The following is a 19520-nucleotide window of genomic DNA, read 5'->3' as shown; positions in this document are numbered from 1 at the left end:
GCACAGGGCTGCAAGGATCGTCTAGTCATTGGCCGATACACGGCCGGTGTCGCCGAGATACTCGACCTCGCTGAATGTCATCTCGGTCACCTCATCGAGGTCCTGGAACGCCGCGCTCCCTTCGATCCGACTCGACAGGCGCCTCAGGACGGGCGCCGCCAGACCATCCAGGCGTTGGAATTCCATGACGAGATCAAAGGAGTCGATACGGACGACGAGGTGCGGGCGGAATCGCTCCGGCGCATGCAAGCGGATGCTGGCCAGACCGGACCCGTCGCGCCGAACCGACACTTGTCCGATCAGGTTCCGGGCAATGGCGACGTCCATCTCTTCCGGCCCCAGATAGGGTGTGAATGTGTAGGTTAGCGCGGTGTCGGTTTCCGCCAGCAAACGGACCTCACCGCCGATCAGTTCCGCTGCATCCGTGGCCAGGAACAGGCCGCCGGCGTCGTCCTCATCCTCATCAGGCGAGATAATCTCGGCATAGGCCGTCCGTTGGGCAGCGGTCAGCCCGTCCATGGATGGGCTGACAAGACTCCAACCGTTTTCGACATCCAGGTGCTCGCCATCGAAACGCAGGGCCAGGGGACCATCGACCGTGTAGGCATCGGCCAGAAACCGCCAGTTCTCGCGACGGTCGGCTTCAGTCTCAACGGCAGACGCAAAAGCTGTTGCAAGTGGTGCAGGCCAGGCATCCTGTTCCGCCAGGGCCAAACCGTGAAAGGCGGACCACAGCGCCACGATGGCGGCAAGGCCTGCCCATGGCTTCGAAGACGGCCGTGTTTTCGAACGGCGGTGATCGGCGGGCTTTGCGACTACCGACATTCGATCATCAGTTCGCGGCTGACGATGGTCTGGAGATCCCAATCGCCATCGGTTTCAGAAATCATCGTGTCCGTGTCGCCGACGCGGTCGATCACGATATAGCCCTGCGGGCACAGTTGGCTCGCCTCTTCATAACAGCCACTCCAGCGACTGCCCGAACAGTCGATCGAGAAGCCCGGGAGACCGTTCGGGGAGGTGAGCGGCTCGGACGTCGTGCAGCTGCTCACGAGAAGTCCGGTGGCGAGAATGGCCGGCCAGATCCCGGCCGAGCGGATGATTGCTTTGATTTGTATGGGCATGGGGGCTCCGGTTTTGATCGTGAGCGGACCTTGTCACCCCGGGCTGGTTACGGCGTCCGAGCCGAACGGCTTGGCCCTCGCTGACAGCGCCGACAGTCCGGCCCGGATGGCTCGGACGTCACGACCGGCAGGCACCGCTACCAAGGCGCATCAGCCGGGTCTGAGCAACGGTTTCTCCCCGCTCACATCCGGCTGGGAGTCCAATGGGTGGCCGCCCCCCCCGGGCGACCAGGCGCTCAAACAATACTGCGTCAAGGTCGAGGCCGCCCGTTTGCAAATCCGTGTTCAAATCCAGTTTCGGGAAAAACAATGAAACATCTGATCCTGACAACGGCTCTGGTCGCCGCTTTCTCAGCAAATGCCCATGCGCAAGACTCGCGCTTCACCCTCTCCGAGGGCTATGCCTACCAACAATTTGACGAATTCAACGCCCACTCCCTCAATAGTCGGCTGGGCTACAACCTCACTGACTTCATCCGCGTCGAGGCCAATGCGGTGTCGGGTCTGAGCGGATCCTCGGGGATTGATTGCCCGGTCGGCGCGGATTGCTCGTCCGTCGAGCCACGGGCCCGTTTCCGCTACGGATATGGCGTGTCGGTCGCCGGCGAGTTTCCGGTGTCCGAACACCTCTCCATGTTCGCCCGCGTCGGCTATGACATCGCCAATTTCAAGGCCACAGCCGGTCCGTCCGGCAATGATTCAGGCCTGGCCCTTGGCGCCGGCGCTGATTTCTTCTTCAACGATGCGCACGGCGTCCGGCTCGAATACTCACGGACCAATTTCGACGATCGGGACGATGCGTCGAGCTGGGGTATTTCCTACGTTCGCCGATTCTAGCAGGCAGACTCTGTACGCCCTCGCCTAGCCCCTTTGGCGAGCGGATGTCAGCCGGCGGCGGAGTTGCGGTGCCCACCGAGACTTCGCCGCCATTCCGTCGGGGTCGTACCACTCACGCGTTTGAACGCAGAATTGAAGGTCGACTTGGTATTGAAACCAACCGCCAGGGCAATCGACAGCACAGACTCCGAATTGCCGGGATCTGCCAGCATGTCCATCGCCGCGCGGACACGGGCCTGGGCGATAAAGTCGTAGAACGTACTGCCGATCTGCTGGGTCAGTGTCTGGGACACATAGGGCGCCTGGACACCGATGCACTTCGACAACTGGGTCAGTGACAGATCACTGTTGCGATAAATGCCGTCGGTATGGACAGCCTGCCGGATCTTTGCGGCGATGCGATCCATATCCCGCTGGGTCAGGCCGGATTTGGAATATTTCTGCTCCACCTCATGCCGGCCAACCGAGGGGGCCGGACCGGAATCGGGTTCGTGCGGGGCCCCAACCGGCGGCACAGGCGCTACAGGCGCGGGCGGCGAGGGTTGAGGTCCGAAAATGACGCCCTGACGCAGTCCGAGGATCGCCATCACATAGAAGCTCAGCAATTCCCAAACGCTCAGCGCGATGAAGCCGGCCGATGCCTCCGACCAGTCGGTCCAGTCAGCCGCCATCGTCACCACCCACAGCAGCGAGATGTTGATCAACGACACTTTCAGCCATCTCAATCGCTTGCGATCCAGATTGGAAAACTCGTCGCGAATGCTGGCCGCGCTCCTGTTCAGAAGCGCATACCCCTTGATGATGTAGATCAAGGTGATGATGAAGGTGACCAGCAAGACAACGGCCAGCATCAACACGATTAGCAGGTCAACCGGGGTGGTGGGCTCCACGTCCTGAGTGATGAAGCTGCCAAACGCGTCGGGTGGCACAAAAAACAGTCCCGACGTGAAAGCCGCCCCGATAGCGGGCGCAATGAAGTGTTGCCGGTTGACCGGGGCCGAAAGAACACCCTCGCGATTAACGACTTTGGTGATGTACAGATAAAGAAGCGGGCCCAGCAACATCGGCGCGGCTATGAGCGGCACGGCGAGGCCGGGCGCCGCTGCCAGGACGCCTGTCATGGACGTGATTTCGGCCAGGAATGTCAAACCGTAAAGACCGACGAAGACGCCCAGGTAGAAGCGGGGTTCCGCCTTGCTGCGCGCATAGGCAATCAGCATCACGGCCACGAGCAGCGATTGCGAGAACCCGGCGGTAAGAAGCGCCAATTTGAGCTGTTCCAATGGATAATCCCGGAAACCTGAAACCCAATCCATCATGGCCACCTTCGAGTCCGATACCAATAAGGTCAATGCTGGTAATTGGCCCCTCCGCCGCAGGTTGGCACCGCGGGCGGAGGGGCCGTCGCACACCCGGTTCCGGTCTGTGAAGGCGGGGGGCCTTCAAACGGCGGCGTTCGGGCCGCACCAGCCGATCGCAAAGGGGGAGCGTGGGCCGGTTCGCGGTCAGTGCGACTTCTGGAAAACAGGTTTGGCGGCTATGGCGCGCCCCTGGCCCGCTCGATCATGGCAAGTATCTCGTCAATGACGAGATCCGGCTGGTCGCGCTGGATGTAGTGGCGGGACTGTGTAGCCTCCAAGTAGCGCGCATTCCGGGCTGCCGCCGCAAAACGCTGTTGTTCGTCGATCCCAACTTGCTGGAATTGCGAGGAAACGCCCATGGATGGCCGGGTCGCCGTGATCACGGTGATCGGCATCTCCCCCAGCTGGGCCGGGTCGGACAGGTCGGTCATGGGGAGGGCGATTGCGGCTGCGGCAAGAATTCTGTCAATCATGAAGCATCCCGTCTCTCGGCTCGAGCGTCAGGCCGAAGCCTCGGCGTCCTTGAAGAGAGCGGAAGATTGGTCATGAGGGGGCCGATGCCGACCGGCCCGAACGGGCCGGTCGGCATCGGCACAGAAAACCCCGCAGCGACCGCTGCGGGGTTTTCTCAATCTCGGTGCGGACCCGTGATGGTCAGGCAGCGGCAGATTTGGCCGCGACCTTGCGGCCATAGAGGCCACGGCGACCTTCGACCGGCGAGAAGTCACCGGACAGGCCGACAACGGTTTCGGCAGCCCCCATGATCAGATAGCCGTCCTGGGCCGTCTGGGTGGCGATGCGCGAGAGCACCTTCTTCTTGGTGTCCGCGTCAAAGTAGATCAGCACGTTGCGGCACAGGATCAGATCAAACGTGCCGAGCGTGGCAAAGCTCTCCAGCAGGTTTTGTTTCTGGAAGGTCACCATCGAGCGAATGTTCGACTTGATGCGCCACTGCTCGCCCTGCTGGTCGAAATGCTGAACCAGGCGCTGTACGGCAAGGCCGCGCTGGACCTCGAACTGCGAATAGACACCGGCCTTGGCCTTCTCGAGAACGCGCGGCGCCATGTCGGTTGCCACGATTTCGACGCGCAGGTTTCCGAGGCGGGCGCGCTCTTCCTCAAGCAACATGGCCAGTGAATAAGGCTCCTGCCCCGACGAACAGGCAGCGCACCAAATGCGGATGGCGCCGTTATTGCCGCGGGCACGGGCAAGGACCGGCAACACATCCTGTTTGAACAGGTCGAACGGCGTGTTGTCGCGGAAGAAAAACGTCTCGTGCGTCGCCAGCGCTTCGGTGATCGCCCAAAGGAGGCGGCCGGTATTGTCGCGGCGTGCAGCGGTGATCAGGGCTTCGATCGAGGGATAGCCCTCAGCCCGGGCCAATGGCGCCAGGCGGCTTTCGAGGAGATAGCCCTTGTCGGCTGAAAGTACGAGGCCGGAACGCTTGAACGCTTCAGCGGCAACGAAAAGGATGTCGTCGTGTTTTATCATTTTTAGTTTCCACCTTTCGCGCGCCGGACAATGCCCGGCCCCATGTCCGCGAGGGACAGGATTTCATCGGCCAGGCCCGCTTCTGCGACGGCTCCCGGCATGCCCCAGACAACGCTTGTCGCCTCGTCCTGGGCGAGGATGGTGCCGCCGACACTGCGCAACATGCGCGCGCCTTCGCGGCCATCATGGCCCATGCCGGTCAGCACGATGCCCAGGGCGGCACCCCGTGTGACTTCCGCCACCGACTGGAACAGCGGGTCAACGGCCGGACGGCAAAAGTTGATCGGCGGCGTCTGATCGAGCACCGCATAGAAACCGGCCGCGTCCTTGCGGATGGTCATGTGGAAGTCACCCGGAGCGATATAGACGCAGCCCGGCTTCAGTCGTTCATTGTCTTCCGCTTCCTTGCAGACCAGCTTGCCAGCCTTGGTCAGGTGTTCGGCCAGGATCTTGGTGAACAGCGCCGGCATGTGCTGGGCGATCACGATCGGCGAACGGACGTCGGCAGGAAAGGCGGCAATCACATCACGCAAGGCCTGCGGTCCACCGGTCGACGAGCCGATCGCGATGATCTCGGGTCGGGCCGTGTTTCGCGGCGTGCCGCGACCCTGCGGCGGCTGTGCCACAGGCGCGAAGGCCTTCTTCGCAGGCGCAGACGAGGAAGGTGGCGGTGGCGGCGTGATCGACCGGGCAACCGGTGCTCCCGGCGCAGCCGGTGTTGCTGGTGCGGGAGATGGCGCCATGTCTCGCTGTGTCGGCACCGGCGGAATCGGGCGCGGAGCCAGGGCTTTCAGCTTCAACAGCAGGTCGCGGCGGAACTCCTCGGCACCAGCCAGGCGTCCGGCCTGCGGCTTGGAGGCATAGTCGGCCGCGCCCATCGACAGGGCACGGATCGTCACTTCACCGCCGCGGCGGGTCAGCGTCGAGGCCATGACGATCTTGCAACCGGGCACAGCCTTGAGCAGCAGCGGCAACGCCGCCAGCCCGTCCATCTTCGGCATTTCGACGTCGAGAACGATCAGGTCCGGCTTGAGCTCTTCGGCTTTCCTCAGGCCTTGCTCGCCGTCAACGGCCGAGCCGATGAGGGTGAGATCGGAATCCTCTTCCACCCAGCGCGTCATGAGACCGCGGGCGACAGCCGAGTCATCGATCACCAGGACCCGGGCTATAGAGTGGGCGGGAGACGCCTTGGGGGCGAGTTCCGTCATGGGAAGCTCCCTCAAGAGGCGCGCAGCAAACCCGTTTGCTGGAATTTGGACTCGATGATGTCGCCATCAAAGGGCTTCATGACGTACTCGTCAGCACCGGCCCGCAGGGCCTCGGTGATGTGAGCCATGTCATTTTCGGTAGTGCAGAACACGACGACCGGCTGGTCCCCGGTTTCCTCACGCCGCAGCGCCTTGACGAAATCGAGCCCGTTCATGACCGGCATGTTCCAATCCAGCAGGATGGCATCCGGCATCTGTTTGCGGCAGGCTTCCAGGGCTTCCGACCCGTCACCGGCTTCAACGCATTCGAAGTCGAGCTCTTCGAGAATTTTCCGGGCGACTTTCCGGATCACCCGGGAGTCGTCTACGATCAGACAAGTTTTCATCCCAACACCCTCCGCTAGGCAGCTTCTTTGCTGGCGCCGGCCGATCCGATTACGGCCGAGACATCCAGAACTGCGAGCAATTCTTTTTCCAGGCGGTGCACACCCTTGACCATCGAACGCCAGGTCGGATCGACATGAGCGGGCACCGGTTCCAGCTCCGCCCTCGGTCGACGAAGCACCTCACCGACACTGTCCACGATAAGTCCAAAAATTTCGCTACCACGCTCGACACCAAGTGCCATTCCCGCATCATCGGCTTCCCGCGGCGGCAATCCGAGGCGACGACGGGCATCGATTGCGGTCACGATACGGCCCCGCAGGTTCAACAGTCCGGCCACTTCGCTCGGCGCGAGCGGGACCGAGGTGACCGACTGCGGCGCGAAAACCTCACGGATCGCATCGACCGGGGCCCCGAACAGCTGGTCGCCAATGCGGACCGACACATATTCATTCATGGACTCGGCACTCAGCTCGGAATTGTCACTGTGATGCGTGGTCATGCCACCTTCTCCTCTTGAGACACCGAGTCGAGCGCGGCGATCAGGGCGCCACGGTCAGATCTCGGCAGCACGGCCGTCAGGCCTTCAGCCTGGGCATCTTCCGGCCAATCGGTTACGGCCAGGGTCGGCAGGTCAGGCCACAGGCCTTCCTGTCTAATGCGTGACAGCGCACTGGGATCACCCACCATGGCATCGAATTTCTCGCCGGCTTCGGCGATGGCGAGCACTTCGTGCATGCCGCCGGTCGGCGTGACGTCATATCCGGCAGCTGCCAGCAGCGGTGCGATCATCCGGCGCGCGAAGGCGTCGGCATCGACCAGCAGGATGCGGCGACGGCGATTGCTGGACCGGCGCTGGATATTGCCGGCGCGCGACTGATCGAGATACCAGGCAATGTCGACCACATCGGTCGCCTTGCCCTTGATGATGGCCGAGCCGATGACACCAGGCTTGTCGGACGACATCTGCAGATCGACACGCTCTTCGACAACATCGACGATCTCGTCGACAGCGAGGCCGATCGAAGTGTGGTTCTCGGCAAACACCAGCACCGGCTGGCGCTGGCCTTCGACGGTGCGGATTTCCGAACCGATCGGGACGATAGGCATCAGGCGACCACGATACTGCACCACGAGGCGACCATTGGTGCTCTCGATCGTGCTCGGATCGAACTCTTCCAGACGCGTGACCAGGGCCAGCGGAACGGCTTTCGGTTCGGCGCCACCGGCGCGGACCAGGAGCAGTCGTTGGGTATTGGCCATTTCAGCAGCTTTCGCGGACCCGACACCCTCGGAAGCATCTTCTTCCATGGCCGTGACGATTTCGCCGGCCAGGCCATTGGGATCGAGGATCATGATGACCGAGCCATCGCCCAGGATGGTGGCGCCGGAATAGGCGTGGACGCCGCGCAGGGAGTCCGACAGCGGCTTGACGACGATTTCCTCGGTGTCCAGGACGTTGTCGACGACCAGGCCGACATTGCGGCCACCGGCATCGAGGACGACCACGAAACCGGTCTCGTCCTTGTTTCCGTTATAGGCTTCGCCGACGCCCAGCACGTCGTGCAGGTCAACCAGCGGCATGAGCCGGTCACGCAGTCGCATGACACGGGCACCGTTGAGGTTTTCAACCGTATGCTCCGACCCGGCACCGACCCGGACCAACTCGCGGACGGCGAGCTGCGGAATGGCGAAACGCTGTTCGTCGCAACCGACGATCAGCGCCGACACGATGGCCAGGGTGAGCGGGATCTTGATCGAGAAATGTGAGCCCTTGCCGGCCGTGGACGTCACATCGATGACGCCGCCGATCTGCTCGATATTGGTGCGCACCACATCCATGCCGACACCGCGGCCAGACAGGTTTGTGACTTTCTCGGCAGTCGAGAAACCCGGCGCGAAGATGAAGCGATGGATCTGCTGATCCGTCATCCGCTCCAGCTCGTCATGCGTGGTCAGACCCTTTTCCAGGGCCTTCTCGCCAATGCGCGCCGTGTTGAGGCCCATGCCATCATCAGAGATGGCAATGATGATATGGCCGCCCTCATGATAGGCAGAGAGCTTGATCGTGCCCTTTTCCGACTTGCCCGCCTTGAGGCGGTCGGCCGGCATTTCCAGGCCGTGATCCGCCGAGTTGCGGACCATGTGGGTGAGCGGATCCTTGATCAGTTCAAGAACCTGACGGTCGAGTTCGGTCTCGTTGCCGTCCATCACCAGTTCGATCTTCTTGCCCAGATCCGTGGAGACGTCGCGGATGATCCGCGGCAGTTTGCGCCAGGCATCGCCGATCGGCTGCATGCGGGTCTTCATGACACCGTCCTGCAACTCACCGGTCACTGCTGACAGGCGCTGCAGCGGCCCCTTGAGATCATCATCTTCCAGACCGCGCACGGTCTGCATCAGCTGGTTCCGGGTCAGAACGAGTTCAGACACCGTCGTCATCAGCGCTTCAAGCACGTCGACGCCGACGCGGACCGTCGCCATGACCTTCACACCGCCCTCGCCAGCAACCTGCTCGTCGGCACCCTTGAGTTCCGCCATCGCGGTCTGCAGGGCTTCTTCGCGGCTCATATCCTTGGTGATGACCTCGGCGACTGCCGGCGGTGCAACAGCCGGATCGGCTTCGGCATCGGCAAATGCCGCTTCAAGCTCGGCAGCCGACACTTCGCCCGGGCGCAGCTCGCGGCCGAGATCGGGATCAAATTCACCCACGCCGATATGTTCGACCGGAGCAGGCGCTGCGTCGGCGGCAGACGGCTCGGCGCCCGTCTCGACTTCGGCCTCGGCGCCATTGAACGCCGCTTCCAGATCAGCCAGTGAAACTTCGCCCGGACGCAGCTCGCGACCCAGGTCACTGTCCCAGTTTTCGGGCTGCTGCTGGGCTTCCTCGGCCGGTTGCTCGGCCAGGCGCCCCATCGCGGCATCTTCCAGGCGGGCAATCAGTTCGGCGTCATCGCCGGCCGGCTCGACACCGGATTGTTCAAGGGAATCCAGAACCACCTTGATCTGGTCAATCGCCTGCAGAACCAGGGTCACCATCGGCGGTGTCACACTCAGCTCACCGTCGCGGAACTTGCCAAGCAAGGTCTCGCCGGCGTGGGCGACGGCCTCCAGGCGCGGCAGGCCCAGGAAACCACAGGTTCCCTTGATCGTGTGCAGCAGGCGGAAAATATTATCGAGGATCGCCCGGTCTTCCGGGTTGTTCTCGAAGCGCACCAGTTCAGAATCGATGACGTCGAGGCTTTCCGCCGTTTCCATCAAGAATTCGCTGATAAGATCGTCCATTGCAGGCCCCGTACGGTTCTGATTTCACAGTAACCTGACAGGGCTTGGTTAACGGACTCTTGGCTCCCGTCGGATCAGGCCCGCCAAACTGCTCATACGATATGAGGTTGGCAGACCGGATCGGGAATGATCAGCCGATCATGCCTTCGGGGCCTTTGACCAGGGCAATGAATTCGACCCGGTTCTCATTGGCTTGGGCACTGACACGCCCGCCATTGCTGCGCGCGATCAGGCCTGTGTAGTAGGGCTGGATCGAGCGACCGTCATAGCCATTCTCCGGTGCCAGCGCTTCCAGGGCGCGGGCGGTTCCCGGTTCGAGACGAGCCCGCGGACCCTCCGAAATCACGCGCAGGCGCGCGCCGCCGCCAGTCTCGGCACCTTCAATGGTGACAGTGCCGCCGCGCGGCGCCGCATCGACACCGAGCAGGCACATGTTCAGGAGGAGACGGGCGGCCTGTTTTTCCAGACCGGCGGACTCAACCTTCCAGACGATCTCCGGCTTGACCGAAGAGAACATGGCCTCGGTCAGGCGCTGCAATTCGCGGCTGTCCATGATCCCGGGCGCGGAACCGCCGGCACCGAAAGCGAGCCGGCAGAACTCCAGCTTGGCCTGGGCCTGGCGGGAGCTTTCCCGCACCAGTTCCATCGCATCCTCATGCATGTCCGCGCTGTCGGGATCATCGAATACACTGAGCGCAGCGCCCAGCGCCGAAACCGGGCTGACGAGGTCATGACAGAGCCGTGCACAGAGCAGGGCGGCGAGTTGGTCGGCCGGGAGTTCGGCGGGAAGATCGTCTTGCATGTATTTTTCCATACATGATTCTTTCGCCTCGGGGCCGGTTTTCGCACTGCAACTGCTATCCTGGCGATGGAAAGGTCTTGGCAACCGGATCAGTCCAAGACATGATTCGTTTCCGGGCTGTGGGGACAGGTTTCGCAAGGCTCCCGTAAGGAAAACGGGAACGGTGCGGGATTTGCTTGGTGGACCAGACACAGGTTCGCGTCCGGACTTTGCAGTTCCGTGCGCACGCATGTGTCGTTTTGAGCAGACCGGAGTTTTGGCAGTGTCAGAGTTCGACGTAACCCGTGCTGATACCCGTCGCACACGCGGCCTTGTAGCCCTTGCCAGCCTGACGCTGTCCGCCGGACTGCTGACAGCCTTGATGCTGACCGGCGAGCCGAGCAGTGAAGCCGCGAGCGGCGAAGCCATCAGCCTCGCCATGATCGCCCCCAACGACGTGGCCGGCACGATCGAGAACAGCGTCCCGCTTCAGGACGGGGCGGCAACCGACCCGACACCGGTTGTGCTGGAACCCGCTGATCTGCTCCACATCAATGACGCCGCCTTCACCCAGTGCGCCAGCTGCCCGACCCGTGTCCAGGTCGAACGCACCGTTCCGCGCGGCGGCACCATGGCCGGCCTGCTTGACGATGCCGGTGTTGATCGCGTCGAGGCGGCCCGCGCCATCGCCGCGCTTGGCACTGTCTTCGACCTGCGCTACCTGCGCGCCGGCGAGCGCATCAATCTTTATCTGGATGTCGAGACGCCTGCTGATGGCGCTGATGCCGTGACCCGTCTGAACGGGCTGTCCTTCCGCCCCGACATCGAACGTTCGATCACCGTCGCGCGGACCTTTGACGACCGATTTCGGGCCCGCGAGACCATCGCCCAGTTCGACCGTGAGATGGTCCGGGCGTCCGGCTCCATCACGGCCTCGCTCTATGTCGACGCCCTCGCCGCTGGCGCCACCGACCGCGTCGTGGTCGAACTGGCCGGCGTCCTCGCCTATGCCATCGACTTCCAGCGCTCAATCCAGCCGGGCGATGATTTCGACATCCTGTTCGAACGCTTTGTCGACGAAGAGGGCAATACTGCGCGCACCGGCGACATCCTCTATGCCATGTATGACGGACGCGGTGACCCCAAGGAATTCTACCGCTACGAGACCGAGGACGGGATTGTCGGCTATTACAGCCCCGAAGGCGCCAGCGCCCAACGCCTGTTGATGCTGACCCCGGTCAATGGCGCCCGCCTCTCCTCCTCCTTCTCGCGCGCCCGGCGTCACCCGATCCTGGGCTATACGCGCCGCCATAACGGCACTGACTTCGCTGCCCCGCGCGGCACCCCGGTCATGGCCGCCGGCAATGGCGTCGTCGAACGCGCTGACCGCTACGGCAGTTTCGGCAATTATGTCCGCATCCGCCACGCCAATGGCTATCAGACCGCCTATGCCCACCTGAACGGCTTTGCCCGTGGCATCCGCGCCGGCAGCCGCGTCACCCAGGGTCAGGTCATCGCCTATGTCGGCACCACCGGCCGCTCGACCGGCCCGCATCTGCATTACGAAGTCCACCACAATGGTACGGCCCGCAATCCGATGACGCTGGACCTGCCGACAGGCCGTCAGCTGTCGGAAGACGAGATCCCGCTCTTTGAAGCCGAACGCGACCGCATCATCGCCATCCGCGAAGCCGCCCGCCCGGCCGCCGAGGACGAGACGCCGGTAGTGGCTGATGCGGGGAATGGCGCGCAGTAGGGGCTGGGGTTTCTTCCAACGTGATCGACCTCGAGTCCAGCTGCCGCGAATTGATCGACTGTCAGGTTGAACTTGTGAGGGAATGGGGCCGCCTGTTCGGCCTCGACATAGTCCTGACCGACGCTCCGCCGACAGGCAGTATTAAGGTGGCCTCCGGCGATTGGACATTTCGACGCCACGGCTCGGGAGTGTGTTTCACCCACGAGCCAAGTACCCGCCGCGTCGATGTCCATGACAACTTCGACAAGCCTGAACTGTTCGATGCTTGGCGACTCGAACTGTTTCTGGAGAGTCAGGGAATTTTGTTCCGCGGCAGAAAACTTGCTGAAGCGCTCAATGACGTGCCAGTCATCAAGCCAGTCGGCCGACACTTTAAATTCACAAGCGAAAACAATAGCAATCATTCGCGGCCGTCGCCTGGGACCGCGCGCGACGCGCGGAGCGGTCCATAGATCACTTGTTAGCTAGCGAGCCGTAACCGGTTCTTGAGGTCAAGGGCGCCGCAGGCGCCGCTCCGCGGGCATGCCCCTTGAGCTCAAGAACCGGTTACGGCTGTCTCTCGGCAAGTGATGTATGACCGAATATGCGCCGCGGGCGCGGTAACTTCACCTGTTTCCTCCCTAAGCCAGCCACGTCTCGGGAGGCGAATGGTCAGTGCATCAGGGACAACGGTATGTGTCCCCGGCCGGCCGCGGTCGCCGCCTGTCATGGGCGCCAAGCGGGATTGCGACGCGTCTGATCTCGCTATTGCCAAGCTGTCCGGCTTGTTAGTGACAGGCCGATCCGAGACGCGTCGAGACCGGGAGATACACATGATGCAAAGCTTCAAATCCGCTTGCCTTCTCATCGGAATGGGCTTGATTGGCTGTGCCGGGACTGCGTCTGCCCAACAAGCCGCCCCGCCTGTTTGCGGTCAGGACGTCGCACCGTATTCGGATTTCGATTTCGTGATCGGCGAGTGGGACTTCTTTGCCGCCGACGGACAGCAGATCGGCACCCAGACCTATTCCCGGCGGGAGGCTGGCTGTCTGGTGGTTGAAGACTGGTCGACCTTCGATGGCGGAACAGGAACAGGAATGACCTTTGTCGACCCGGCCACCGGGCTTTGGCGGCAGGTCTGGATGAGCCCGCGCTTTCATATCGACTATTCAGGCGGACTCGACGAAACGGGTGCGATGGTCCTGGAGGGCCGGTTGCACAGCAATGCGGACGGCAGCGAAATGCAGGTCCGTGGCGTTTGGGCTCCGCAGGAGGACGGCAGCGTCCGACAGGAATTCTGGGTCCGCCCGGACGACACGTCTGATTGGGCCCCCCTCTTTGTCGGATACACCCGACGCCGGTAACGCGACTGGCGAGATCGGCGTGGTTGAAAACGCGGACACACAGCATTTATCTGATCTCCGCCCCACTTTCGCGGGGCGTCCGACAGGGAAGACGACCGGCATCGACGCCAAGCATTGACGCGCCGCCGCGAAAACCGTACCAGCACCACAGGCATGGAGGTGCCCGCCGCTCGCAGGTTTTTGGCCTTGGTGAAATCTCCCTTTGATCCGACATTTCCCTCATCGTCATTGCGACATGCGGCGGGATGGCAAGGCGAGCCCCATCATCCGATCCGCATGCCAATACGAAAGGGCTTGTCATGACCCCGAACCAACCGCTTTCGCGCGACGCGCTGAAAGCCCAGGCCCGGCGCTTGCGAAAAGCGCTCGAAGCCGAAGGCAATTTTGTTTCGCACAGCGAGGCACTGGAATTGCTCGCCCATCAGATGGGCTATCGCGACTGGAATACCTTGAGTGCCGCGGCCGGAAACCGGCCCGACACACCGCTCGCCGTCGGCGGACGCGTCTCGGGCCACTATCTCGGCCAGGCTTTCGAGGCCGATATTCTCAGCCTCACCGCCCTTGCCGGCGGCGCCTCAGGCTGGCGGGTGACGCTGGATCTGGACGAGGCCGTCGATGTGGTGACCTTCGACAGTTTCTCGGCTTTCCGGCGCCGGATCAGTGCCACGATCGGCCGCAATGGCCGCTCGCCGGCGCACACCTCGGACGGGCGTCCGCATCTGGAACTGGCCCTTCGCTGAATCGCGAAATGAAATTCGGTTGAACCTTGACCGAACTGCGCTTACGACCCCGCCTGACGTCAAAGAAGCGGGCGGGGTCGCATGCTCAATATCCTGGTTTTGTGCACGGGAAATTCCGCGCGCTCCATCCTGGGCGAAGCCCTGATCAATGCCCGTGGCGAAGGCCGGGTCGCCGGCTATTCCGCCGGATCGACACCGACCGGGCAGCCCAATCCCCTGGCTCTCGAAACCCTCGCCGCCCACGGCCTGCCCGCCACTGGTTACAGCTCGAAAAGCTGGGACGTGTTCTCGGCGCCGGACGCGCCCGTCCTCGACGCTGTCATCACCGTCTGCGACAGCGCCGCGGCCGAAGTCTGTCCGATCTGGCCCGGCGCCCCGGTCAAGGCCCATTGGGGCCTGCCCGACCCGGCTGCCATTGCCGATGCCGAGACCGCCCGAAAAGCCTTCCACGACACGTTCAACGCCCTGGACGCCCGCATCACGGCCTTGATGGCCGCGCTTGACGGCGATGATCGCGACGCGCTCAAACGCGCTTTCGACACACTCAACGCCCAACCGAACGACACCCGACAGGACACCTCCGCATGACCGACACGACCCCTCAGGACGCCGCCCCGGGCGGCATCGGCTTTTTCGAAAAATGGCTGTCGGTCTGGGTCGCCATGGGCATGGCCGGCGGCATCGCGCTGGGTGTGATCGTGCCGGACCTGTTCGCCTGGCTGGCCGGTTTTGAATACGCCTCGGTCAATCTCGCCATCGCGGTGCTGATCTGGGCCATGGTCTGGCCGATGATGATCCAGATCGACTTTGCCTCGCTGGCCCGCGTCGGCGAGCGTCCCAAAGGCCTGATCATCACCCTGGTGGTCAACTGGCTGATCAAACCCTTCTCGATGGCGCTCCTGGGTGTCTTGTTCTTCGAGCATGTCTTCGCGCCCTGGCTGCAGCCGGAAGACGCCCAGCAATACCTCGCCGGCGTTATCATCCTCGGCGCCGCACCGTGCACGGCGATGGTTTTCGTCTGGTCACAGCTGACCAAGGGCGACGCCAACTACACCCTGGTCCAGGTCGCCGCCAATGACCTGATCATGGTCGTCGCCTTTGCCCCGATTGTTGCCCTCTTGCTGGGCGTCACCGACATCACCGTGCCCTGGGACACTTTGCTCCTGTCGGTTGGCTTGTATGTCGTGATCCCGCTGATCGCTGGCTGGCTAGCCCGCAAGGCGCTGTCGCGCGGCAAGACGGCCGCAGCAGCGGACAAGGCGGTTGGTGATTTCACGGCGCTGATCAAGCCGGCCTCGATCATCGGCCTGATCGGCACGGTCATCATCCTGTTCGGCTTCCAGGGCGAGACCATCCTGACCCAGCCCATCACCATCGCCATTATCGCCACGCCGCTCCTGATCCAGACCTATGGCATTTTCGCCATCGCCTATGGCGTCGCCTGGCTGTGGAAGACCCCCTTCAACATCGCCGCCCCCTGCGCGCTGATCGGCACCTCGAACTTTTTCGAGCTGGCGGTCGCAGTGGCCATCAGCCTGTTCGGCCTCAATTCAGGCGCCGCATTGGCGACCGTGGTCGGAGTGCTGGTCGAGGTTCCGGTGATGCTGTCGCTGGTGGCGTTCGCCAACCGGACGCAGGGCTGGTTTGCCGGGCGGTAGGGAGCCGACGTTTCTACGGATTGCGCTGGGTCTCGGTGTCATAGTGTCGGCGACGCCTGAGAAAATGAAGATTGAACATAACCAGCAGCGCGACCAGCAAGAGCAATCCATCCCGCTGGAAGTCCTGTAGCCAGATCACGGTGCACATCGGCACGAGCCCGGGCAGGTTGTAAAACAGGTCGAAGGCATCGGTGTTCCAACGAAGGTTAGACTTCATCATGGCGCTCCACCGAAACCGAACAGCGACACAAAACAGGCCATCAGAAGTAGCGGGCCCGCGAGAGACAGCCGCGAGAATTCAATCTCCGGATTGAGAAGATAAAGCCAGCCAGTCCCGATGTAGAAAAATCCGACCAGGAAATTCAGACCGAACAGGTTCGGGTCCGCAGTGTTGGCCAATTCCAGTATAACCGCCAAAACAAACAGCGCCGTCGCCAAGCTGTGCACCAGCACGTGTATGCGTTCTGATTTCGTGCCCATACAGAGTCCCTGATACGCCGCCTAGCTGCTGCGCGGATCGCTGATCCGACCTGATTGATCAACACAGGCCGATTCATCACACAAAGGCCAGTCCCGGTTTTCTAGGTGCATCAGCAAGCTGCCGTCCGTTCTTCCGGGGCGCTGAGCAAGCCCGCACTGTGCGGGGTGATATTCATTCTTGGCTTGTCAGCCAATTGCCAAGCGAGGTTCAGCCGGTCAAGGGCGGCAGAGCCGCCGCGCAGCGGTTTCACCCTTGACCGGCTGAACCTCGCTTGGCCCCATCTCGGCAAGCCAAGATTGATGGATTGGGCAGACGAGCTGCCCTCTCACAAAAGAAAACTGGACGGCCTTCGCGACCGCCCAGCTTCGTCGCATGCGCCCGGCGAGCAGTCCTAATTCACCACTTCCAGCGTCGGTTTTTTCACACCGACGGCAACCCCATTCACCGTCAGCACGCCGGCTTCGGTGGAGACCTGGATGGTGTCGCCATCCTTGATGCCGCCTTCCAGCAGGAGGCGGGCCAGAGGGTCCTGGAGCTCCTTCTGGATGACGCGCTTCAAGGGACGCGCGCCATAGGCCGGGTCATAGCCCTTGGCCGCAAGCCAGGCGCGGGCGCCGGCATCGATCTCGACGGTCATGCGACGGTCGGCCAGCAGGCGGTCGAGATAGCCCAGCTGGATGTCGACAATGGCACCCATATGCTCTTCCGCCAGTTTGCGGAACAGGATGATCTCGTCGATCCGGTTGAGGAATTCCGGACGGAAATGCCCGCGCACCGAAGCCATAACGCTGTCGCGCGCATCCTCGGCATCATCGACCAGTTGCAGGTGTTCGGACCCCAGATTGGAGGTCATGATGATGATCGTATTGCGGAAGTCGACGGTGCGCCCCTGACCATCGGTCAGGCGGCCATCATCGAGGACTTGCAGCAACACGTTGAAGACATCCGGATGCGCCTTCTCGATCTCGTCCAGAAGGACGACCTGATAGGGACGCCGCCGCACGGCTTCGGTCAGGGCACCGCCCTCCTCATAGCCGACATAGCCCGGCGGGGCACCGATCATGCGGGCGACCGAATGCTTCTCCATGTATTCCGACATGTCGAGGCGGGAGACGGCGTGTTCGTCGTCGAACAGGAATTCGGCCAGCGCCTTGGTCAGCTCGGTCTTGCCGACACCGGTCGGTCCCAAAAAGAGGAAGGAGCCGATCGGACGAGCCGGGTCCTTGAGACCGGCACGGGCCCGGCGCACGGCGTCGGACACGGCTTCCAGGGCCGGATCCTGACCGATCACGCGGCCGCGCAGCGCATCTTCCATGCGCAGCAGCTTGTCGCGTTCACCTTCGAGCATCTTGTCGACGGGCACACCGGTCCAGCGCGAGACGATCTGGGCGATCTGCTCGTCATCGACCACTTCCTGCTTGGCGGCGCCGTCATCGCCATCGGCTTCCGCCGCTGCGAGCTTGGTTTCGAGGTCCGGCAGCTGGCCGTACTTGATCTCCGAGGCACGACCGAGATCGCCGCGACGTTCGGCGTCGGCGAGATCGGAGCGAGCCCGGTCAATGGCTTCCTTGAGCGTGGTGGCGGATGCCAGCTTGTCCTTCTCTGCCCGCCAGGTGGCGGTCAGCTCGGCCGAGCGCGATTCCAGTTCGGCGATCTCCTTGGAGATCGTCGCCAGACGCTCCTTGGAGGCATCGTCCTTTTCCTTTTTCAGCGCTTCCGCCTCGATCTTGAGCTGGATGGCGCGACGGTCGATCTCGTCGAGTTCCTCGGGTTTCGAGTCGATCTGCATGCGCAAACGGGCCGAGGCCTCATCCATCAGGTCGATGGCCTTGTCGGGCAGAAAGCGGTCGGTGATGTAGCGATTGGACAGGTTGGCGGCCGAGACAATGGCGCTGTCAGCGATGCGCACGCCATGGTGCACCTCGTATTTTTCCTTCAGGCCGCGCAGGATGGAGACCGTGTCCTGCACGGTCGGCTCTTCGATCATGACCGGCTGGAAGCGCCGTGCCAGGGCGGCGTCCTTTTCGACATGCTTGCGGTACTCGTCCAGCGTCGTGGCGCCCACACAATGAAGCTCACCGCGGGCCAGGGCGGGTTTCAGGAGATTGGAGGCATCCATCGCGCCGTCGGTCTTGCCGGCGCCGACAAGCGTGTGCATCTCGTCGATGAAAAGGATGATCTGGCCGTTTGCGTTCTCGACCTCGGACAGGACTGCCTTCAGGCGTTCCTCGAACTCGCCGCGATATTTCGCACCGGCGATCAGGGAGCCCATGTCAAGCGCCAGCAGACGCTTTTCCTTCAGGCTTTCGGGCACATCACCATTGACGATGCGCAGGGCCAGGCCTTCGGCGATGGCCGTCTTGCCGACGCCCGGCTCACCGATCAGGACGGGATTATTCTTGGTCCGGCGCGACAGGACCTGGATGGCACGGCGAATTTCCTCGTCGCGGCCGATGACCGGGTCGAGCTTGCCCTCGCGGGCCACTTCGGTCAGGTCGCGCGCATATTTCTTCAGCGCCTCATAGCCGTCTTCCGCCGACTGGCTGTCGGCGGTCTTGCCCTGGCGCAGATCATTGATGGCGGTATTGAGCGCCTGCGGTGTCACGCCGGCCGCCTTGAGAATGTCGGCAACCTTGGTGCCGCTGGCCAGTGCCATGGCGAGCAGGATGCGCTCAGCGGTGACGAACTGGTCCCCGGCCTTGGTAGAGGCTTCCTCTGCCGCGCCGAACAGCTTGGCCGTCTCAGGCGCGAGATAGAGCTTGGCGTCGGCGGCATCGACACGCGGAATGGCGGCCAGGGCCTGGTCGACCCCGTCCTGGACCTGCCGCAGGCGACCGCCCGCCGCCTTGATGAGATTGCCGGCCAGACCGGCATTGTCGTCCATCAGCGCCTTGAGCAGGTGCACGGGCGCGAATTGCTGATGGCTGGATTTGAGCGCCAGACCCTGTGCGGCCTGGATAATCGACCGCGCGCGGTCTGTATAAGTATCGAATTCCATGTCGATCCCCCGGAAAAGGCGAGATAGGTTGCGTTTCGCCGCCTTGATCAAGCACGGCCAAATCGCGTTTCAG

Annotated in this window: 20 protein-coding genes; 7 read left to right on the top strand and 13 right to left on the bottom strand. The window is 62.7% G+C overall.

Annotated elements, in window-relative coordinates; genetic code table 11:
- Window positions 1-21 precede the first annotated feature (21 nt).
- A complete protein-coding gene (locus MMAR10_RS03475) occupies window positions 22-825 on the bottom strand; it encodes a hypothetical protein (protein ID WP_011642607.1) in 804 nt (267 codons plus the stop codon).
- Window positions 816-1124, bottom strand: a complete 309-nt coding sequence (locus tag MMAR10_RS03470) for a hypothetical protein (protein WP_011642606.1) — start codon at window positions 1122-1124, stop codon at window positions 816-818. The genes MMAR10_RS03475 and MMAR10_RS03470 overlap by 10 nt, the downstream gene beginning before the upstream one ends.
- 309 nt (window positions 1125-1433) lie before the next feature.
- Here MMAR10_RS03470 and MMAR10_RS03460 point away from each other — a divergent pair, with 309 nt between their 5' ends.
- Entirely contained in the window at window positions 1434-1961 is a 528-nt protein-coding gene (locus MMAR10_RS03460) for a porin family protein (protein ID WP_011642605.1), read from the top strand.
- A 47-nt stretch (window positions 1962-2008) separates the two neighbouring features.
- On the opposite strand, the gene MMAR10_RS03455 is transcribed toward MMAR10_RS03460, so the two are convergent.
- The 8 genes from MMAR10_RS03455 to chpT all read right to left on the bottom strand — a co-directional run bounded on the left by MMAR10_RS03455 (window position 2009) and on the right by chpT (window position 10492).
- Window positions 2009-3244, bottom strand: a complete 1236-nt coding sequence (locus tag MMAR10_RS03455; protein WP_190273952.1) for a helix-turn-helix domain-containing protein — start codon at window positions 3242-3244, stop codon at window positions 2009-2011.
- A 254-nt stretch (window positions 3245-3498) separates the two neighbouring features.
- A complete protein-coding gene (locus tag MMAR10_RS03450) occupies window positions 3499-3795 on the bottom strand; it encodes a hypothetical protein (RefSeq protein WP_011642603.1) in 297 nt (98 codons plus the stop codon).
- A gap of 181 nt (window positions 3796-3976) precedes the next feature.
- A complete protein-coding gene (locus MMAR10_RS03445) occupies window positions 3977-4813 on the bottom strand; it encodes a CheR family methyltransferase (RefSeq protein ID WP_011642602.1) in 837 nt (278 codons plus the stop codon).
- A gap of 2 nt (window positions 4814-4815) precedes the next feature.
- Window positions 4816-6021 carry a protein-glutamate methylesterase/protein-glutamine glutaminase gene (locus tag MMAR10_RS03440; protein ID WP_011642601.1) on the bottom strand — a complete coding sequence of 402 codons (1206 nt, stop codon included), beginning with the start codon at window positions 6019-6021 and terminating at the stop codon, window positions 4816-4818.
- 11 nt (window positions 6022-6032) lie between these two features.
- Window positions 6033-6407 (bottom strand): response regulator, encoded by a 375-nt coding sequence (locus tag MMAR10_RS03435; protein ID WP_011642600.1) that lies wholly within the window; start codon window positions 6405-6407, stop codon window positions 6033-6035.
- A 14-nt stretch (window positions 6408-6421) separates the two neighbouring features.
- Window positions 6422-6907, bottom strand: a complete 486-nt coding sequence (locus MMAR10_RS03430; RefSeq protein WP_011642599.1) for a chemotaxis protein CheW — start codon at window positions 6905-6907, stop codon at window positions 6422-6424.
- On the bottom strand, window positions 6904-9690 hold the full coding sequence (locus MMAR10_RS03425) for a chemotaxis protein CheW (RefSeq protein WP_011642598.1): 2787 nt from the start codon (window positions 9688-9690) through the stop codon (window positions 6904-6906). The genes MMAR10_RS03430 and MMAR10_RS03425 overlap by 4 nt, the downstream gene beginning before the upstream one ends.
- A 130-nt stretch (window positions 9691-9820) precedes the next feature.
- Window positions 9821-10492 carry a histidine phosphotransferase ChpT gene (chpT, locus tag MMAR10_RS03420; protein ID WP_041637236.1) on the bottom strand — a complete coding sequence of 224 codons (672 nt, stop codon included), beginning with the start codon at window positions 10490-10492 and terminating at the stop codon, window positions 9821-9823.
- A gap of 262 nt (window positions 10493-10754) precedes the next feature.
- Between chpT and MMAR10_RS03415 the strand changes: the two genes are divergently transcribed.
- The 6 genes from MMAR10_RS03415 (at window position 10755) to arsB (ending at window position 15968) form a co-directional block, all read left to right on the top strand.
- Window positions 10755-12227 (top strand): M23 family metallopeptidase, encoded by a 1473-nt coding sequence (locus MMAR10_RS03415; RefSeq protein WP_011642596.1) that lies wholly within the window; start codon window positions 10755-10757, stop codon window positions 12225-12227.
- A gap of 20 nt (window positions 12228-12247) precedes the next feature.
- The gene (locus MMAR10_RS03410; protein WP_041636741.1) at window positions 12248-12679 is read left to right on the top strand and encodes a DUF6896 domain-containing protein; all 432 of its coding nucleotides are present in this window, start codon (window positions 12248-12250) and stop codon (window positions 12677-12679) included.
- A 360-nt stretch (window positions 12680-13039) separates the two neighbouring features.
- Window positions 13040-13570: a hypothetical protein gene (locus tag MMAR10_RS03405; RefSeq protein ID WP_011642595.1), complete on the top strand. Its 531-nt coding sequence runs from the start codon at window positions 13040-13042 to the stop codon at window positions 13568-13570.
- A gap of 299 nt (window positions 13571-13869) precedes the next feature.
- Window positions 13870-14310 (top strand): glyoxalase superfamily protein, encoded by a 441-nt coding sequence (locus MMAR10_RS03400; RefSeq protein ID WP_011642594.1) that lies wholly within the window; start codon window positions 13870-13872, stop codon window positions 14308-14310.
- A gap of 81 nt (window positions 14311-14391) precedes the next feature.
- Window positions 14392-14898, top strand: a complete 507-nt coding sequence (locus tag MMAR10_RS03395; protein WP_011642593.1) for an arsenate reductase ArsC — start codon at window positions 14392-14394, stop codon at window positions 14896-14898.
- Window positions 14895-15968: an ACR3 family arsenite efflux transporter gene (arsB, locus tag MMAR10_RS03390; protein WP_011642592.1), complete on the top strand. Its 1074-nt coding sequence runs from the start codon at window positions 14895-14897 to the stop codon at window positions 15966-15968. Before MMAR10_RS03395 ends, arsB begins: the two co-directional genes overlap by 4 nt.
- A gap of 13 nt (window positions 15969-15981) precedes the next feature.
- Here arsB and MMAR10_RS03385 read toward each other — a convergent pair whose 3' ends face one another.
- From MMAR10_RS03385 to clpB, 3 genes are all read right to left on the bottom strand, one after another.
- Entirely contained in the window at window positions 15982-16188 is a 207-nt protein-coding gene (locus MMAR10_RS03385) for a hypothetical protein (protein WP_190273951.1), read from the bottom strand.
- Complete coding sequence (locus tag MMAR10_RS03380) at window positions 16185-16448, bottom strand: hypothetical protein (RefSeq protein ID WP_011642591.1); 264 nt, start codon at window positions 16446-16448, stop codon at window positions 16185-16187. Before MMAR10_RS03380 ends, MMAR10_RS03385 begins: the two co-directional genes overlap by 4 nt.
- Window positions 16449-16840: 392 nt before the next feature.
- Window positions 16841-19447: an ATP-dependent chaperone ClpB gene (clpB, locus tag MMAR10_RS03375; protein ID WP_011642590.1), complete on the bottom strand. Its 2607-nt coding sequence runs from the start codon at window positions 19445-19447 to the stop codon at window positions 16841-16843.
- Window positions 19448-19520: the final 73 nt, after the last annotated feature.

This window comes from Maricaulis maris MCS10 (genome assembly GCF_000014745.1).
Taxonomy (GTDB): domain Bacteria; phylum Pseudomonadota; class Alphaproteobacteria; order Caulobacterales; family Maricaulaceae; genus Maricaulis; species Maricaulis maris_A.
Note: the sequence above shows the minus strand (reverse complement) of the source record. Positions and strands in the feature narration are given on the sequence as shown.

Bases quoted from the DNA above. Each gene is read 5' to 3' on its own strand.
- MMAR10_RS03475 (WP_011642607.1), bottom strand. From the start codon at position 825: ATGTCGGTAGTCGCAAAGCCCGCCGATCACCGCCGTTCGAAAACACGG.
- MMAR10_RS03470 (WP_011642606.1), bottom strand. From the start codon at position 1,124: ATGCCCATACAAATCAAAGCAATCATCCGCTCGGCCGGGATCTGGCCG.
- MMAR10_RS03460 (WP_011642605.1), top strand. From the start codon at position 1,434: ATGAAACATCTGATCCTGACAACGGCTCTGGTCGCCGCTTTCTCAGCA.
- MMAR10_RS03450 (WP_011642603.1), bottom strand. From the start codon at position 3,795: ATGATTGACAGAATTCTTGCCGCAGCCGCAATCGCCCTCCCCATGACC.
- MMAR10_RS03445 (WP_011642602.1), bottom strand. From the start codon at position 4,813: ATGATAAAACACGACGACATCCTTTTCGTTGCCGCTGAAGCGTTCAAG.
- MMAR10_RS03440 (WP_011642601.1), bottom strand. From the start codon at position 6,021: ATGACGGAACTCGCCCCCAAGGCGTCTCCCGCCCACTCTATAGCCCGG.
- MMAR10_RS03435 (WP_011642600.1), bottom strand. From the start codon at position 6,407: ATGAAAACTTGTCTGATCGTAGACGACTCCCGGGTGATCCGGAAAGTC.
- MMAR10_RS03430 (WP_011642599.1), bottom strand. From the start codon at position 6,907: ATGACCACGCATCACAGTGACAATTCCGAGCTGAGTGCCGAGTCCATG.
- MMAR10_RS03425 (WP_011642598.1), bottom strand. From the start codon at position 9,690: ATGGACGATCTTATCAGCGAATTCTTGATGGAAACGGCGGAAAGCCTC.
- chpT (WP_041637236.1), bottom strand. From the start codon at position 10,492: ATGCAAGACGATCTTCCCGCCGAACTCCCGGCCGACCAACTCGCCGCC.
- MMAR10_RS03405 (WP_011642595.1), top strand. From the start codon at position 13,040: ATGATGCAAAGCTTCAAATCCGCTTGCCTTCTCATCGGAATGGGCTTG.
- MMAR10_RS03400 (WP_011642594.1), top strand. From the start codon at position 13,870: ATGACCCCGAACCAACCGCTTTCGCGCGACGCGCTGAAAGCCCAGGCC.
- MMAR10_RS03395 (WP_011642593.1), top strand. From the start codon at position 14,392: ATGCTCAATATCCTGGTTTTGTGCACGGGAAATTCCGCGCGCTCCATC.
- arsB (WP_011642592.1), top strand. From the start codon at position 14,895: ATGACCGACACGACCCCTCAGGACGCCGCCCCGGGCGGCATCGGCTTT.
- MMAR10_RS03385 (WP_190273951.1), bottom strand. From the start codon at position 16,188: ATGATGAAGTCTAACCTTCGTTGGAACACCGATGCCTTCGACCTGTTT.
- MMAR10_RS03380 (WP_011642591.1), bottom strand. From the start codon at position 16,448: ATGGGCACGAAATCAGAACGCATACACGTGCTGGTGCACAGCTTGGCG.
- clpB (WP_011642590.1), bottom strand. From the start codon at position 19,447: ATGGAATTCGATACTTATACAGACCGCGCGCGGTCGATTATCCAGGCC.